This window comes from Streptomyces griseiscabiei (genome assembly GCF_020010925.1).
GTDB lineage: Bacteria > Actinomycetota > Actinomycetes > Streptomycetales > Streptomycetaceae > Streptomyces > Streptomyces griseiscabiei.
The window spans coordinates 2,608,808-2,621,870 of record NZ_JAGJBZ010000001.1 but is presented as its reverse complement, the minus strand read 5'-3'; the positions used below and the strand labels follow the sequence as shown (position 1 = coordinate 2,621,870).

The following is a 13,063-nucleotide window of genomic DNA, read 5'->3' as shown; positions in this document are numbered from 1 at the left end:
CGGCACCCCGCCACCGGCGCCGATCGACCCGGACCTGCCGAGTGCGGACATCCACATCGGCTAACGCGCGATGCTCGACGCTCAACTCCCAGCTCGACGCGCTCAGCAAGCACGGCATCCCGAGGGGCAAGATCTTCAGCGAGAAGATCAGCACCCGGGTGCGGGTCCGGCCCCGGTTCGAGAAGGCGCTGCGAACCGCGCGGGAGGTCAAGGCGCACGCCCCGCACTGCCGGGTCATCTTCACCGTGTACGAGATGAAGCGCCTCGGCCGCGACGCCGCCGAACTCACCGCGCTCACCGACCACCTCACCGCCCACGGCCTGGTCCTGGAGATGCTCGCCGGACCCCTGCCCGGCATCTACGACCCCACTGGCCCGGGCAAGCTGCTGTTCGCGTACTTCGCGGCGATGGCGGAGACCGAGCGAGAGAACATCCGCGAGTCCACGTTGGAGGGCCTGGACACCGCGGCCCGCAAGGGCAAGCACGGCGGCCGGCCCCCGGCGATGACCGACGACATGCTGCACACCGTGCTCCGGCGCCGGGCCGGCGGCGAGTCCGTCGGGCAGATCCAGCCCGACCTGTTCATCCCCACCGGCAAGCGCAAGGGACACAAGCCTTCCGTCAGATACTTGAGTCAAGACACTTGGAGAAAGTGCAGGTCAGAGCCGCCATGGACGAAATTTTGGAGCGTTGGGCATCTCGGCAAGCGGCGAAAGCCCCCCAGATCTCGGTTGAAGACCTCCGCGAACTCGCGGACAGTTTGGGTATCGAATTGGGTGACTGAGCTGCTTCGAGGGGCCCTGCCTGGATAGCAGGGTCCCTCGGTGTGTGTGAGAAATCGGCAAGCTGCCCCGCGCCATGGCCTCCCTGCGCAACCTCGCCATCAGCGTCTTCCGCCAGGACAGCCGGACGCCAGACCTACATCGCCGCGCCCAGACAGATCTCGTTCACGCAATGCCCCTGACTGGCGACCACGGCGGGGGTCACGTCCGCTGGAGTGGTGTATTGACGGCCACTCGGTGATCTCCTTTTGAGGCTATGCGGTGAGTTCGGTGGGCAGGTCGGTCTCGTGGGTTTCTGACTCGATCGGGTGGAGGCAGGCTTTGGCCAGCAGGTCGAGTCCCATGTAGCGGCGGGCCTCGGTCCACTCGTCGTTCTGTTCGGCCAGCACGGCGCCGACGAGCCGGATGACGGCGGTGCGGTCGGGGAAGATGCCGACCACGTCGGTGCGGCGGCGGATCTCCTTGTTCAGCCGTTCCTGCGGGTTGTTCGACCAGATCTGCCGCCAGATCTCGCGTGGGAAGGCGGTGAAGGCCAGCAGGTCGTGCTGGGCGGTGTCCAAGTGGGCTGCGGCCTTGGGAAACTTGGCCTCCAGCGCGTCCAGGACGTGCTGCATCTGGGCCTTCACGGCGTCGGTGTCGGGTTGTTCGAAGACGGTCCGCAGCAGCGTGGCCACCCAGGGCTGGGCCGATTTCGGGACCTGGCTGAGCAGGTTGCGGGCGTAATGAGTGCGGCATCGCTGCCAGCTCGCGCCGGGCAGGACCGCGCCGATGGCGTCGATCAGGCCGGCGTGCGCGTCGGAGATGACCAGCTGGACGCCGGACAGGCCGCGGGCGATCAGCGAGCGCAGGAAGGCCAGCCAGCCGGCGCCGTCCTCGGCGGTGGCGACATCGATGCCGAGGATCTCGCGGTGCCCGTCGGCGTTGACGCCGACCGCGATCAAGGCGTGGACGTTGATGATCCGGCCGCCCTCGCGGACCTTCTGGGTCAGCGCGTCCACCCAGACGAACGCGTAAGGGCCCTGATCCAGGGGCCGGTTGCGGAAGCGGCGACCTGCTCGTCCAGGTGCTTCGCCATCGCGCTGACCTGGGACTTCGACAGCTGGGTGACGCCGAGGGACTCGGCGAGCTTCTCGACACGGCGGGTGGACACGCCCAGCAGGTAGGCGGTGGCGACCACCGAGATGAGGGCCTGCTCGGCCCGGCGACGTCGCTCCAGCAGCCAGTGCGGGAAGTAACTCCCGCTCCTGAGCTTGGGGATGGCGAGTTCGACGGTGCCGGCCCTCGTGTCCCACTCGCGCGGGCGATATCCGTTCCGGTGGTTGACTCTCTCTTCGCTGACCTGCCCGTATTCAGCATTGCAGAGGGCATCCGCCTCCGCGGACATGAGCGCGTCAGCGAACGTCTTGACCATCGCGCGCAGCAGATCGGGACTCGCCGCGGCGAGGTTGTCTTCGGCGAGGGCGTGCAGGGGCAGACTGTCGGATGCGGTCATCGTGCTGATCTCCTTCGAGGCTTCGACACCTCGAAGATCAGCCGGTGGCCGTTCATCTATGCGGGCCTCATCCCGACGCCGGAGCAAACCCCCGGATCAGGTCGAACCCGTACACCATCTCCATGGACGCAACCACGGCGGGAGCGAACTGCTAGCACTTCAGATCGCCAATCGCCTCAGCCATTCGGCCAGACTGCGGGTCAAGGTCTGCAGGTTTCTGGCCTTTCGGTCGAGGTGCCCACGCCGAGACAGCGCGAAGATGAGCGCGAACGGAAGCCCCGGACGTAACGGGGGCCAACCAGTGCTTGGGCCGGTATGCTTCTTCCTGAAAGCGCCTTTTAAAACACCTCGCCTGCAGAGAGGACGTGTAGTGAATCTGAAAATTCGCACTCTTGGAGATCTCATGCGAACCTCTGGAGTGACGCCAAAGACTCAATCAAGTTCGCCAAAGCGTCGCGTTCTTACGAGCCTTGCGACTATTCTCGCCGCGTCGGGCGTTGTGGTCGCAAATCCTTCCGCTGCGTTCGCCAATTCCACCTTCACTGCTGTGGGGTATTGCGACACGAATTACCAGTGTGCGGGAGGTAGTGGCTCGAGTAGCAGATGGTCAGTGAATTTCGATGACGGGCCGACGGTATCGACAATTGACCTCCATGAACTGTACCGCGACCAGAGCGACACCATGTCCTCCTTTCGCATTCTCGGGAGTGTGATGTCGCGCGCCAATCACCCGAATGAAACAGTCACGATTCATCAGCAATTTTATCGAGACAATGGCGGGCAGGTGCCGCTCGGAGAGTACGAAACACGGTTCAGGGCGAGCAGCTCCAACAATGCCCAGCGCTTCAATTTCGATCAAGGCATACCCAATTTGCCGTGGAATGACCAGGTGTCGTCGGTTGCTATATGGATAACGAGAAAGTAGCTGACTGGCCTTAAAGAAGCTCGATCCTTCGTGACGACCTGCCGACTCCGTTGGCAGGTCGTTTCGCTTTCCGTGGCTCTTGGTGGGCAAATCTATAGTCCGGCTGGTGTCTCGGGTGAGCTCCGGATTTCATTGTTTCGAAATTGAACTTAGTCTTTTTGCCACCGAACCGAGTCATGCCGGATTGGCGCGCTCAGAACCACGACACGAGTGAGGGCCGACGGCAAGCCCTGGATCTCAGCACGTGGCCGGGGCCCCAAAAAACGGGGGCTGCGGTCGGCGATTCCTAATGCCGTTCGTCAAGCCGTGGCGCACGCCTGAGGTAGCGGGCAGGAGGTGTCGGAGGTGCGGGGTACAGTCCGTTCATCCGACTGGGGAGGGCTCATGGCGACCAAGTGGAGCTTGACGATCGACTGTGCGTACCCGGGGAAACTGGCCGCGTTCTGGGCGCTGGCGTTGGGCTACGCGGAGAAGCCCGCGCCCGCAGGGTTCGGGAGCTGGGAGGAGTGGTTCTCGCATCATGAGGTTCCGGAGGACGAGTGGGATGACGGGGCGTACCTGTCAGATCCGGATGGCGTGGGCCCCACCTTGTCCTTCCTGAAGGTGCCGGAGCCGAAGGTGGCGAAGAACCGGCTGCATATCGACGTGCAAGTTGGTGGCGGCCGTGAAACCCCGTGGGAGGTGCGCTGGCCGCGCGTGGTCGAGGCGGTGCAGCGGTTGACCACTGCGGGCGCGACCGTGGTCCGCGAGGACGAGTTGCAGGGCAGGCCGGATCACGTGGTGATGGCAGACCCGGAAGGTAACGAGTTTTGCCTGGTCTGACGGGGTCGGTCAGGCCAATTGGCCGCGCGCAGCGTGTCGCGTCCCTTCCTATGCGGCAGCCCTTGTCGGCGGAGCGGGCTCGTAGCGCCGTCCGTCGCGGAGGAGGGCCCAGAGGACGTTGACGCGGCGGCGTGCGAGGGCAAGGACGGCCTGGGTATGGCGCTTGCCCTCGGCGCGTTTGCGGTCGTAGAACCGCCGGGATGCCTCGGACCGCCGAATGCTGATCAGCGCGGAGGTGTAGAGCACGCGCTGGAGCCGGCGGTTGTAGCGTTGCGGGCGCCGCAGGTTGCCGCTGATCTTGCCGGAGTCGCGCGGGACCGGGGCGACGCCGCCGAAGGCGGCGAGGCGGTCGGGGGTTCCGAAGACGGCCATGTCACCGCCGGTGGCGGCCAGGAACTCGGCACCGAGGATGATGCCGAGGCCGGGCATGCTGGTGATCACCTCGAAGTGTCGGTGATCGCGAAATCGGGCCTCGATGAGCTTTCCGAGCTCGGCGACCTGCTCGTTGAGGGCCATCACCTCCTTCGCCAGGGTGTGCACCATCTGGGCGGTCAGCTTCTCGCCGGGCAGGCTGGTGTGCTGGCGTTCGGCGGCTTCGACCGCGGCCTCGGCGAGCTGGTCGGCTCGGAGGACCTTGCGGTTCCGCAGCCAGGTCTCCAGGCGCTTGGCGCCAAGTCTGCGGATGGCCGCGGGGGTCTGGTAGCCGGTCAGCAGGGTCAGCGGGCCCTTGTTGGTGAGGTCCAGGACCCGTTCCAGGCCGGGGAAGATGCCGGGCAGCTGGGCCCGGAGCCGGTTGACGATGCGGGTGCGGTCGGCGACCAGGTCTATACGGCGACCTGTGAGGATCTTGAGGTCGGTGACGGTCTCGTCGCCGGTGCGTAAGGGGTTCAGGTCGCGGCGGATGCGGACCTGGTCGGCGATGACGGCGGCGTCCTTGGCGTCGGTCTTGCCTTCGCCGCGGTAGCTCTCGGAGGCGCGGTGGATGGCGCGGCCGGAGATGTAGTGGACCTGCTGGTCGTGGTTGAAGAGGACTGTGATGGCCAGGGCGGCTCCGCCGTCGGCCAGGTCGATGCCCCAGGTCACCTCGTCGCCAAGGGCTAGGACGTCGGTGAGGAGTTCTAGGAGTTCGGGCTCGTCATTGGCGACGCGCCGGGACAGCAGCCGGTGGCCGCTCTCGTTGATCGCGACGCAGTGGTGGTGGGTTTTGCCTGCGTCGATGCCGGCCCAGATCGCGGCCATGGTGCCTCCGTGCGGTGGGTGTGCTCGGTGCCTCCCGACGGACGACCTCGCTGTCGATTCCCTACGGAGCGATCATTCGCAATTCCTAATTGGCAGCCGAGTCGTCGTGGGGCGTCGGGTGGCCAATCGCTGGTTGCCCCAAGCGGCAGAACTTTGAAAGCCACGCCCGACGCCCCTGGGTGGAAGAACCATACGAAGGGCTCGCCCTGTCCCGCAGACAACGTAGGGAACTGTTGAGTGCAGCCCGGCAGGCTGGGCTGGAGCCATGGCAGCCAGCCGCCGGTTCGTCGGGGCTGGACTGACCCAGGCACCACAAGTAGTCACCTCCTGCCCTGGGCACTCCACACTCGGCCCAGCGACCTCGGTACCGTCAAGGGGACAAGCCCTGATGGATGGAGCACGATGCCTCGCCGCCCTCTCGAACGCTGGCGCCTCACCCCCAGGGGGGCGCGCTGATGCTGGAAGAAGCCGAAGAGATCGGCCGTCGCGCACGTCGCGCACGGCTCCGCCTTGGCATGACGCAAGCCGACCTCGCTGCCGCCCTGGGCAAAACACAGGGTTGGGTGTCCAAGATGGAACGCGGCCACATCGAACTCGACCGCGTCGGCCTGCTCAACCTGCTCGCCTCGGAACTGCATGTACACCCGAACGACCTGATCGGGCGTCCGTACAACAACACCGCACCGGCCGAGAACCAGTGGCAGGTGTCTGAGGTTCCCCCGAGATGCGGAGGAAGTTGACAGCGGGTCAGATGGGACTCATGAGAGGACCTGTGACCATGGCTGCACCCCGGAAATACTCGCTCGAGTTGCGTGAGCGTGCGGTACGGATGTACCGCACCACCGAGCCGAAGCCGCAGATCAAGAAGCTGGCCGTCGACCTCGGCGTGCACCCCGAGGCCCTGCGCGGCTGGATCCGCCAGGCCGAGGCGGACGCCGGCGAACGCGACGACCGTCTCACCACCGACGAACGCGCCGAGCTCGCGGCCCTGCGCAAGGAGAACGCCCAGCTCAAGCGGGCCAACGACGTCCTGCGGACGGCCTCGGCTTTTTTCGCGGCGCAACTCGACCCGACCCGGCCCAGGTGACGGCGCTCGTTGACGAGCATCCCCGCCTGGGAGTCGAGTGCGTCCTGCGGGAACTGCACATCCCCTCCTCCACCTACTACCGCTGGCGCCGCGCGGAGAAGGAACCGTGCGAACGGCGACGCCGCGACGTCGAACTGGCCGAGCGGATCAAGGAGATCCACGCGGAGTCCGGCGGCAATTACGGATCGCCGCGCGTGCACGCCGTCCTCAGACGCGAGGGCACACGCGTGGGCCGCAAGCGGGTCGAGCGCCTGATGCGCGAGGCCGACATCGCGGGGATCAGCCCGCGGCGGAAGGGCTTCACGCGCCGCGATCCCAAGGCCAGCCTCGCCCCGGACCTGGTCAACCGGGACTTCACCGCACCGGCGCCGAACCGGTTGTGGGTCACCGACCTCACGATGGTCTCCACCGGCGAGGGACCGTTGTGGCTCTCCGCGATCCGGGACGCATTCTCCCGGCGGGTGGTCGCGTGGGAGACCTCCGCCCGCGCGGACGCCGACCTGGTCCTGACCACGCTGGAGTACGCGCTCGCGTCCCGCGAGGTCGAGCCGGGCAAGCTCATCCACCACGCCGACCACGGCTGTCAGTACACGTCCATCAAGCTCACAACCCGGCTGATGCGGGCGGGAGTTGAGGCGTCCATGGGCTCCGTCGGGGACTCGTACGACAACGCCCTCGCGGAGAACCTCTGGATGCTCATCAAAACCGAGGGCCTCCGTGGCCGCACCTTCACCACGAGGGCCGAGGCGAATCTCGCGCTCTTCGAGTACATCGACGGCTTCTATAACTCCCGCCGCATCCAGGAACGGCTCGGCTTCCTCAGCCCGATCGAGTTCGAGGAGAAGTACTACGCCGAGCAGGCGACGGCCGAACCAACGAATCTGAACACCCGTCAACCCCTGCTGACCAGCTGATCAGCGGCTCCCGCATGACGGGGGAACCTCAGTCTGCCGCCGCGATCATGCGCGAGCTGCGCCGCTACGACCTCGCTCCCGTCTTCGACGGAACGCCCCGTACAGCCGGTCAGCTGTGGCAGGAAACCACCCGCCTGCATCGCCTCCGCGACGCTGCCGCGAACGTGGCGATCGTGCAGGTGCTCCCCGACCTGTTCCGTGAGGCGCGCGCCCTGGCCGAAGTCGCCACGGGCCATGAGCAGGAAGAGGCGTATGCCATCTACGCGGTGTGCTGCAAGTTCGCCCACACTGCCGCGCACGCGCTTGGACACCCGGAGCTGGTGGCCATGGCATGCGAACGAGCTGCTTGGTCTGCGCGGCTGTCGGGCGACCCGGTGATGCCTGCCGTCGCCGACTGGATGCGCGTGTGGGACATGTGGGCAACGGCAGACTGGGACGACTCTGTTGCCCTGTCCGACAAGGCGATTCGCAGCGTGCAGCGAGAGTACGACCGCGGTGACCCGCTGGCTGTTCGGGCCTGGGGGACATTGCAACTGCGCGCTGCTGTCTCTGCCGCGCGCGGTGGTCGCAAGGCTGAAGCGAAGGACCGGATCAAGCACGCGCGGAGTGCAGCCAAGCGGATGCAAGAAGCCGCCGGCCCTCCGGTGTACGACCGTCTCACTGGACTTGAAATCTTCCGTGCAGAGGCCCTGAAATCACACTGAGCTACTTGCCCCCTCGCCGTAGCTATACGAGAACAGGGCCGTCGTAGCGTCACAGTCGGCCCGTGGGGCGGCCGACGGCATCGCGTTCCACTTCGGGTGAGTGGTCCAGGATGTGGTGGACGAGAGCCAGCGCAGGGGAGTTGAGAATCCACAGGGCCCCGCTGCGGTGCTGGACACGCACGGCCGGTCGGGCACCCATGCGTCGAGCACCCTGCCGGTCGAGGTGGCCCGCTGTGCGCTCGTGGTAGCCGACGGCGCGCACCCAGGTGCCGGGGGCCGAGCGCAGCGCGGCGGCCAGCCCGTCAGGGTCGCCCGCGTGGACACCGCAGTCGACGGAGGACGCGGCGGCCGCCATCGCGAGGAGATGCAGATGGTGGTCGTGCAGCCCGGGCAGCAGAGCGTCGCCATGACCCTCGACCACCTCTGCCCCTGCGACGGGGGTGATATAACCGACCGCCACGACGGTCGCACCGCGTACGTGGACGTCAACCCTTCGGCCGTCGACCTCGACGTCGCGGAAGACCGTGTCGGCACGGGAGTTCCTCCATGCTCCGCCGGTGCGGATCCCCTCTCTCGGCACGTGCGTCCCCCAGTCCCCAGTCCAGCGCCGGCGTCGCATCGATGGCGTGCCCGGTCAACGCGAGATACGCCGTCCGCCACCGCCCGATCCTGCGTGTGACGCCAACCGTGCCCCCGGCTCCCGGGATCAGGCCCATCTCCAGCTCGGGCAACCGAAAGTACGCGTCGTCTGCCGCCGTCACGCGGGGTGCGAAGGACGGTACTTCGACGCCCGCGCCGACGCGGGCACCGTGCACCTCGAAGCGGATTCGGTCGCCGAGAGCGGCGACATGACGCGCGGCGGAGCGGTGCAGCCTGAGGAGGTGAGCGGTCGCCATGTCCGGCGCCGTGCCGAATTCGTCCAGGTCGCCACCGCTGCAGAACGACGGGCCTGCGCCACTCACCACAACGTGTTCCACGCTTCGATCGAGGAGCGCTAACTCCAGCCCTTCGAGCAGCCCGTCGCGCACGGCGTGGCCGAACGCGTTATGCCGTTTGGGCTTGTTGAGAGTGATCCGTAGCGTGCCGTCGTCCCGGTCGAGGAGCACCGGATCCGCACAGGCCGCCGTGGGGCGCGGCTTGGAGCGCGATCGCCAAGCCGCGAACTCCCTGGCGCCGAGCAGTATCGAGTATGAGAGGGACTCGATGAGCAGTCCTTCGGCGACCGTCGCCTTGGGCGTCGCTCGGAGCGTTTCGTCCAGCGTCAGCGCAGCCTACGGAGCGCCGGCGACCGTGGCACGGACGGCGTCGACATCCGAAGCAGTCCCCGCGCAGTACGGGGCGAGTCCGCCGCCGAGGGTGACCGTGAGCTGCTCGACGACCGGCACCGCTTCGGGTGGGAGCGGCGCGGTGGCAACGCCCACGAGCAGCGGAGCAGGAGCTACGCGAGGCGGGAGCAAGGGGTCGTCCCAGTCCATGCCGTCGAGCGGAACGACATGAAGCGGCGTCACCGGGGCGCCCGCTGCGGTGAGTTCCAGGCGGCCGCTCATCAGGAATTTGCTTGTCATGAAGCCGTTAGTTCTCCCGCATCTGCGCTGTTGGCAGGTGTCCTGCGAACAGCGAAGCGGTTATGTGTCCCACACAGTAAGACCTGTTCCCCTAAGGAGAAAGTGCTCCGCAACGTCCGGGTGCCGGTGGAGAACTGCATCGGTGGGGAGAACAACGGCTGGGCCATGATCACCGGTCAGCTCAACACCGAACGCGTCGCCGTGGTGGCCACGGCGCCCTTCGAGTAGATCCTCGCGAGTGTGCGGGCGTGGGCCGCCGAGACCAAGGCGCCTGATGGCTCGTATGTCCTGGACGACCCTTCGGTGCGCCAGGCGCTCGCCCGGCGCCACGCGCGTATCGTGCGACATCGCGCCGTCGACCCGCCAGGTGCGGCCGTCGAGACGGGCATGGAAGCCGGGCGACGTACTGGCGCACCGATCCAACCCTAGCCGACCGTGACGGCCGGCAGGCTGCGGACGAGGTGGAGGCCCGAATCGGCGCCTGGGTCGCGGAGCGTGAGGCCGATGAGTCGTCGGTCTGCTCCTCGCGGCCGGTGTCCCCGCCGCCGTGTCCATCGACAGTCGGTGGGTGCACGAGCACCCTCACCTCGCAGGACGAGGCGCGTACGAAACGGCCGAACTGCCTTATGCCGGCACGGTTCCGTTGCCGACTCTCCCGTTCCGCCACCGAGGCCGGCCCGCCTGGCTCACTCGGCGCCCGTCGACCCTGGGCGAACACAATCGCGAGGTGCTGATCGGTGAACTGGGGCTGACCGAGGAGGCGTACGCCGGCCTGGTGGAGCAGGGCGTCGTCGGCACCGCTCCCGAGGGGTTCTGATGGCGACCGGAAGCGGACCGCTGGCGGGCGTGCGCGTGGTGGAACTCGCCGCGCAGGGCCCGGCCCGATGCCGCGGCCGCCACGATCCTCGGCGAGCGTCGTCCGTACACGTGCGTGCCGTGGTTCTGGTCGGATCAGGGCAGCCTGCGCATCCGGATCGTCGGACTGCGTGCGAGCGACGACACTGCTGTCACACGCCAATTCGGCGATCGCGACAGATGCCTCGTCGGCTACTACCGGGACGGGCGACTGGCGGCTGTCGAGGCCGTCAACGCGACCGCCGACTTCATGGCCTTGAAGAAGGCGCTGGCCTCCGGAACGGAGATCGCGGCTTCCGATCTCATGGATCCGGACGTATCGCTGAAGACGCTCATCAAGGCGGTGACCGCGAATGCGGTCAGTTCCGGCTGAACAGATCTCCTCCGGACGGGCCGGTCGAGCCCCGAGCGTCGAGCAGCGTGGTGACATACGACTCGACCAAGGGCGTCCAGCGCTGTCGGTCCTCGGAGCTGAGGTCGTCGATCAGCTTCTGGAATACCGTCAGCTGGACTTCGAGCACGCGCGTGAGCAGCGCCGCCCCCTTGCGCGAGATGCGGACCAGTGTGCTGCGGCGGTCGAACCCGTCCACCGCGCGGTCCACCAGCCGCAGTTGGGTGAGCTGGCGCAGGCGCTTGCTCGCCTGCGAAGGGTCGATCGCGAGCCGGGCCGCGACCTCTGCGACGGGGAGAGGGCCGCTGCGTTGGATCACTTGGAGGGCGAACAGCCCGGTCTGCCGTACGGGCGCGTCGATGAGTTCCAGCAGATCGTTGAACCCGCTGGACTGGCCGACCCAGGTGACGATTCCGATGACTGGGCGGAAGAAGGCGCGGGTTCCGGCGTCGTAGTCGTCACCCGCAAGCTCCGTCCAGCGGTCAGCGGCCGCGGACCGGGGGCTGTCGGGCAGCGCCGTCACCAGCCGGTCATACACGAGCGTGAACCATTCGGCGAGCGCCGCGATGCCGTCAGCGGACCACCGGGGTTCCGCCACCAGGTAGTCGCGGCTCCATGCGAGCAGCCACCGGTCGAGCGTCGCCGCGGCCGGCTCCGACAGTTCCAACAGGGTCCGGCGGCGATCCGCAGGATCCGTGCTGCGTACGAGGTGTCCGGCAGCCTCGAGCTGGGCCGCCTGTCGGCTCGTCTGGCCGAGATCGATGCCGAGCTCGCGTGCCACCGTGCTGGTCGGCACCGCGCCACGGCTGCCGAGGAGCTCGATGAAGCGCAGGTCGGAGGGCGACAGTTCGGTTCCGGTCACCGCTCGCAACCCGCGGCTGTGCGCCCGCGTACCGGACATGAAGGCGACCGTGTTGATGAGTCTGAGCGTCGCCCTCTCCAGCGCGAGCTCCTCGGGCACCCGGTCCACGCGGACTCCCCTTCCCCCACCACTCCATGAACGGCAGCCCGTATGCCGAGATACGGGACATCTATCAAGCATTGCACATCCATGCGGGTGGCAGAGAGTCGGCAGCGGTGCCCAGCACTGACGGGACCATTTGGAACCACGAGGTCGACGTACTGATCGGCGGCAGCGGGGCCGGCGGAATGGTCGGGGCCATCACGGCCCAACACCTTCGGGCTCACGTCGCTCGTGGTCGAGAAGGCGGCCGGGATCGGCGGCTCGACCGCGATGTCCGGCGGAGGGATCTGGATCCCCAACAATCCCACCCCGCGCAAGGAGGGGCAGACGGACGATGTCGAGGACGTGCGGCACTATCTGCGGGCTGTCGTCGGCGACCGCGTCGCGGCCGATCGGATCGACGCCTACGTCGACTGCGGGCTCGAGGTGCTCGAGATGCTGCATCGCGTCAGTCGGCACATGGAGTTCTCCTGGTGTCCCGGTTACTCCGACTATCACCCTGAGCTGCCCGGCGGCAGGGCGGCGGGCAGGACCATCCAGCCGCGTCCGATCGACGTCCGCAAACTGGGGGACGAGGAGCGGAAGTTGCTAGCGCTGGACGTCCCCATGCCGCTCGGTCTGTGGTTCACGGGCTACGAAGCGCGTAACCTCATGATGATCCGGCGCGAGTGGAAGGCCCGGCGGATGCTGGGCGTGGCGGCCTGGCGGGTCGTCTCGCGCGCGGCCGCCGCGCCGTGGCTGCTCGTTCTACGCAGCGGCCTGGTGGCGAATGCGGACACGCTGCGCGAACTCGCCGAGAAGATCGCGGTCCCGCCGGACGCCCTGGAGGCCACGGTCGCTCGCTTCAACGGCTTCGCGGCCAAGGGCAGGGACGAGGACTGCGGGCGCGGCGACAGTCCGTACGACAACTATTACGGCGACCACTCACTGCCGAACCCCAATCTCGACACGATTGACGGCGGACCCTTCTACGCGATCCGGATCGGAGGCGGGGGATCTGGGCACCAAGGGCGGCGTACTGACGGACGCTCAGGGCCGCGTGCTGCGGCCGGACGGCAGCGTGATCCCTGGTCTGTACGCCACGGGCAACGCATCGGCCGCGGTGATGGGCAACGAGTACGCCGGGGCAGGAGCCACGATTGGTCCCGCCATGGTGTTCAGCTACCTGGCGATGGAGCACGCGGCGAAGAGCGCCGCGGGCTGAGTGCCCTGCCAAGGTACTCCCCGAGGGGCGCACACCTTACTTGGCTGCATACAGTCATCTGTCCGAGCTGTCCTTCAAGTTGGGGCCATTTCGCCCGATTCCTCCATTCTGTAGCGGAG

Annotated in this window: 13 protein-coding genes and 4 pseudogenes; 11 read left to right on the top strand and 6 right to left on the bottom strand. The window is 67.3% G+C overall.

Translation table 11 applies throughout. The features are described 5' to 3' along the window. Positions 1 to 41 precede the first annotated feature (41 nt). Positions 42 to 812: a recombinase family protein gene (locus J8M51_RS11290; protein WP_006379225.1), complete on the top strand. Its 771-nt coding sequence runs from the start codon at positions 42 to 44 to the stop codon at positions 810 to 812. 224 nt (positions 813 to 1,036) lie between these two features. Here the strand turns inward: J8M51_RS11290 and J8M51_RS11285 are convergent. Continuing rightward, positions 1,037 to 2,274, bottom strand: a pseudogene (locus tag J8M51_RS11285) (IS256 family transposase). A gap of 610 nt (positions 2,275 to 2,884) precedes the next feature. Between J8M51_RS11285 and J8M51_RS11280 the strand changes: the two are divergent. Together J8M51_RS11280 and J8M51_RS11275 are read left to right on the top strand one after the other, a co-directional pair. Then, entirely contained in the window at positions 2,885 to 3,199 is a 315-nt protein-coding gene (locus J8M51_RS11280; RefSeq protein ID WP_223786220.1) for a hypothetical protein, read from the top strand. Positions 3,200 to 3,583: 384 nt separating this feature from the next. Then, entirely contained in the window at positions 3,584 to 4,021 is a 438-nt protein-coding gene (locus tag J8M51_RS11275; RefSeq protein ID WP_010361140.1) for a VOC family protein, read from the top strand. A 48-nt stretch (positions 4,022 to 4,069) separates the two neighbouring features. Here the strand turns inward: J8M51_RS11275 and J8M51_RS11270 are convergent, their stop codons facing one another. Continuing rightward, positions 4,070 to 5,260 (bottom strand): IS110 family RNA-guided transposase, encoded by a 1,191-nt coding sequence (locus J8M51_RS11270; RefSeq protein ID WP_006378715.1) that lies wholly within the window; start codon positions 5,258 to 5,260, stop codon positions 4,070 to 4,072. 455 nt (positions 5,261 to 5,715) lie between these two features. On the opposite strand from J8M51_RS11270, the pseudogene J8M51_RS11265 reads away from it, so the two are divergent. The 4 genes and pseudogenes from J8M51_RS11265 to J8M51_RS11250 form a co-directional block, all read left to right on the top strand. Beyond that, positions 5,716 to 5,970, top strand: a pseudogene (locus J8M51_RS11265) (helix-turn-helix domain-containing protein); the annotation flags it as partial. A gap of 68 nt (positions 5,971 to 6,038) precedes the next feature. Beyond that, positions 6,039 to 6,347, top strand: a complete 309-nt coding sequence (locus J8M51_RS11260; RefSeq protein ID WP_041668893.1) for a transposase — start codon at positions 6,039 to 6,041, stop codon at positions 6,345 to 6,347. Further along, positions 6,344 to 7,261, top strand: coding sequence for an IS3 family transposase (locus J8M51_RS11255; RefSeq protein ID WP_012998059.1), 918 nt, complete (start codon positions 6,344 to 6,346; stop codon positions 7,259 to 7,261). The genes J8M51_RS11260 and J8M51_RS11255 overlap by 4 nt, the downstream gene beginning before the upstream one ends. Before the next feature lie 32 nt (positions 7,262 to 7,293). Next, positions 7,294 to 7,965, top strand: a pseudogene (locus J8M51_RS11250) (helix-turn-helix domain-containing protein); the annotation flags it as partial. A 49-nt stretch (positions 7,966 to 8,014) separates the two neighbouring features. On the opposite strand, the gene J8M51_RS11245 reads toward J8M51_RS11250, so the two are convergent. The 3 genes from J8M51_RS11245 to J8M51_RS11235 all read right to left on the bottom strand — a co-directional run bounded on the left by J8M51_RS11245 (position 8,015) and on the right by J8M51_RS11235 (position 9,530). Further along, positions 8,015 to 8,425, bottom strand: coding sequence for a hydrolase (locus J8M51_RS11245; protein WP_223786221.1), 411 nt, complete (start codon positions 8,423 to 8,425; stop codon positions 8,015 to 8,017). A gap of 25 nt (positions 8,426 to 8,450) precedes the next feature. Beyond that, complete coding sequence (locus J8M51_RS11240; RefSeq protein ID WP_010354083.1) at positions 8,451 to 9,071, bottom strand: enoyl-CoA hydratase/isomerase family protein; 621 nt, start codon at positions 9,069 to 9,071, stop codon at positions 8,451 to 8,453. A gap of 165 nt (positions 9,072 to 9,236) precedes the next feature. Beyond that, a complete protein-coding gene (locus J8M51_RS11235; protein WP_037727451.1) occupies positions 9,237 to 9,530 on the bottom strand; it encodes a hypothetical protein in 294 nt (97 codons plus the stop codon). Positions 9,531 to 9,632: 102 nt separating this feature from the next. Between J8M51_RS11235 and J8M51_RS11230 the strand changes: the two genes are divergently transcribed. Further along, complete coding sequence (locus tag J8M51_RS11230) at positions 9,633 to 9,758, top strand: hypothetical protein (RefSeq protein ID WP_010354081.1); 126 nt, start codon at positions 9,633 to 9,635, stop codon at positions 9,756 to 9,758. Between the two features lie 703 nt (positions 9,759 to 10,461). Next, positions 10,462 to 10,758 (top strand): oxidoreductase C-terminal domain-containing protein, encoded by a 297-nt coding sequence (locus J8M51_RS11225; RefSeq protein ID WP_006378921.1) that lies wholly within the window; start codon positions 10,462 to 10,464, stop codon positions 10,756 to 10,758. Here J8M51_RS11225 and J8M51_RS11220 read toward each other — a convergent pair. Beyond that, positions 10,745 to 11,746, bottom strand: coding sequence for a MarR family winged helix-turn-helix transcriptional regulator (locus J8M51_RS11220; RefSeq protein ID WP_006378900.1), 1,002 nt, complete (start codon positions 11,744 to 11,746; stop codon positions 10,745 to 10,747). The genes J8M51_RS11225 and J8M51_RS11220 overlap by 14 nt on opposite strands. Before the next feature lie 264 nt (positions 11,747 to 12,010). On the opposite strand from J8M51_RS11220, the pseudogene J8M51_RS11215 reads away from it, so the two are divergent. After that, positions 12,011 to 12,313 (top strand): annotated as a pseudogene (locus tag J8M51_RS11215) (FAD-binding protein); the annotation flags it as partial. A 196-nt stretch (positions 12,314 to 12,509) separates the two neighbouring features. Next, a complete protein-coding gene (locus J8M51_RS11210; protein ID WP_306080762.1) occupies positions 12,510 to 12,944 on the top strand; it encodes an FAD-binding protein in 435 nt (144 codons plus the stop codon). Positions 12,945 to 13,063 lie beyond the last annotated feature (119 nt).

Coding starts and splice junctions, on each gene's coding strand:
- J8M51_RS11275 (WP_010361140.1), top strand. CDS start 3,584: ATGGCGACCAAGTGGAGCTTGACGATCGACTGTGCGTACCCGGGGAAA.
- J8M51_RS11270 (WP_006378715.1), bottom strand. CDS start 5,260: ATGGCCGCGATCTGGGCCGGCATCGACGCAGGCAAAACCCACCACCAC.
- J8M51_RS11260 (WP_041668893.1), top strand. CDS start 6,039: ATGGCTGCACCCCGGAAATACTCGCTCGAGTTGCGTGAGCGTGCGGTA.
- J8M51_RS11235 (WP_037727451.1), bottom strand. CDS start 9,530: ATGACAAGCAAATTCCTGATGAGCGGCCGCCTGGAACTCACCGCAGCG.
- J8M51_RS11210 (WP_306080762.1), top strand. CDS start 12,510: ATGCGGACACGCTGCGCGAACTCGCCGAGAAGATCGCGGTCCCGCCGG.